Annotated in this window: 1 protein-coding gene and 2 pseudogenes; 1 reads left to right on the forward strand and 2 read right to left on the reverse strand. The window is 41.9% G+C overall.

Annotated features, from left to right (window positions below; all coding sequences use genetic code 11):
- Window positions 1-155 (forward strand): annotated as a pseudogene (locus LC608_RS34615) (transposase); the annotation flags it as partial.
- Between the two features lie 308 nt (window positions 156-463).
- Here LC608_RS34615 and LC608_RS37755 read toward each other — a convergent pair.
- Both LC608_RS37755 and LC608_RS34620 read right to left on the reverse strand, forming a co-directional pair.
- Window positions 464-601: a hypothetical protein gene (locus LC608_RS37755; protein WP_374108489.1), complete on the reverse strand. Its 138-nt coding sequence runs from the start codon at window positions 599-601 to the stop codon at window positions 464-466.
- A 607-nt stretch (window positions 602-1208) separates the two neighbouring features.
- Window positions 1209-1955: pseudogene (locus tag LC608_RS34620) on the reverse strand (hypothetical protein); the annotation flags it as partial.

Consider the following 1955-nt stretch of genomic DNA (forward strand, 5'->3'; position numbering starts at 1 on the left):
GAATTCCTATCCGCGTAATAGAATATACTGTTGAAGAGAACGGTACAGAAAAAGTTTATCGTCTGATTACCGATTTGATGGATATTTCGATTTTTCCGGCTTTGCTTCTAGCGACTGAGTATCACCACCGATGGGAAGCGGAGAATACTTTGGATAGAAATAATGGCACTCCTCGACAACTACTATCCTTTCAAATTGTCAGAAAGGCAAGTTGAACACATCCACTTGTCCGATACAACAAATAAATTACTCATCCTCAATTTCTAGTTCAACAAGTTAAAAATATTCTCAGCAATTGACAATTAAATTTTTCGAGAGTGCCTTCAGGTACAAGCAACCTTTTTAGTTGTTTTTGTTCTCGTAGATTACACGCGAACAAATTATGATTTATTCCGTTATCTATTTTCCCTTAACCGAGCAGTATTGGGTTCTGAGGGGGCGGGATTATAGCGATATAGTCCTGCTACCCGACCACGGTGATGCCTACTAGGTAACAGCCAACAACTATTCCTGTTCGACCAATTCCTCCCCAACAATGCACATAAACTTTCTCTTGACCATTGAGTGCCCTATCGATGGGTGGTAGTGGCAGCGATCGCAATCCAGAACCGAAGCCTGAAAGTCATGATTAACGCTCTTTTATGTCTCTAGTGAGAGAAAAATGCTCAAGTCAGCCAAATCCAATGGATTCGGGTAAAAGGAATAATTTTGACTGTAAGCTTTATCAGGCAAGCTTTTCGAGGGTTAAACGGTGGCAAATGTCAGGATCGCTGACCTCAGCCCCGAATACTGTGATCACTTTAGGAAATTGACAGAAGTAGCTTTGCCCAACTGCGTACACCATGATCAGCTAATCGTCATTCATTTTTCCAGAATGATTCGCTTGTAGTAAGGGCTTCAGCCCTACCTTTATGCAACTTAAGTGCCGATTAGCTTAGATGAAAAAGGGTAGGGGAAGGTTGGTTAGTTTTCCCGATTTTCTAGTTAGACAATCATGTGATAAATTACACAATGATTTCCGGAAAATATCTTGAACCTTACACCCCTACACCCTTACAACCCAGTCCTCAGTCGCTATTTTTCTGACAAAGATTAGAGGTTAGTAATTGTCACTCAGCACAGGATTAAGTCCTGCTTCTCTAACGAGACGCTCCGCGTAGCTTGCTTCCACGGAGTGGTACGCTAACAGCACCCATAGCCCATGAGTTTTAGGCGATAAACTCAATATCCAAACTAGGAACAAAGAACCCAGAAGTAGAAAGTGGATTGGGTAGGATGGCAAATACAGTACCGTTAAAGGACAAATCCCCATTAGCAGTGTTGTAGGAGAAATTACTAAAAGAACTAGAGCCAAATCCTAATTGAGAAATTTGAATTTTGTCAGACTCACTAAAGTTAAAGTCTTGGATGACATCAATACCCTCAAACAGGCTGTTAAACACAAACTTATCTGCGCCAGCGCCGCCAACAAGGGTATCATTTCCGACACCACCAGAGAGAACGTTAATGCCACTGTTGCCATTGATGACGTTGTTATTGCTATTTCCTGTACCGTCAATATTGTCAGAGCCAGTCAAATTCAGGTTTTCTAGACCAAATCCCAGGGTGAAGCTCACAGAGGAATTGACTGTATCTACACCAGCCAGGACATCATTAAAGTTTTCTGTGACTAGATCACCTACATTATCGACGGTGTAAGTGTCGTTACCATCACCACCTATGAGAGTATCTGCACCTAAACCACCAGAGAGAACGTTAATGCCACTGTTGCCATTGATGACGTTGTTATTGCTATTTCCTGTACCGTCAATATTGTCAGAGCCAGTCAAATTCAGGTTTTCTAGACCAAATCCCAGGGTGAAGCTCACAGAGGAATTGACTGTATCTACACCAGCCAGGACATCATTAAAGTTTTCTGTGACTAGATCACCTACATTATCGACGGTGTAAGTGTC

The sequence above is a fragment of the Nostoc sp. XA010 genome (genome assembly GCF_020829625.1).
Classification (GTDB): domain Bacteria; phylum Cyanobacteriota; class Cyanobacteriia; order Cyanobacteriales; family Nostocaceae; genus Nostoc.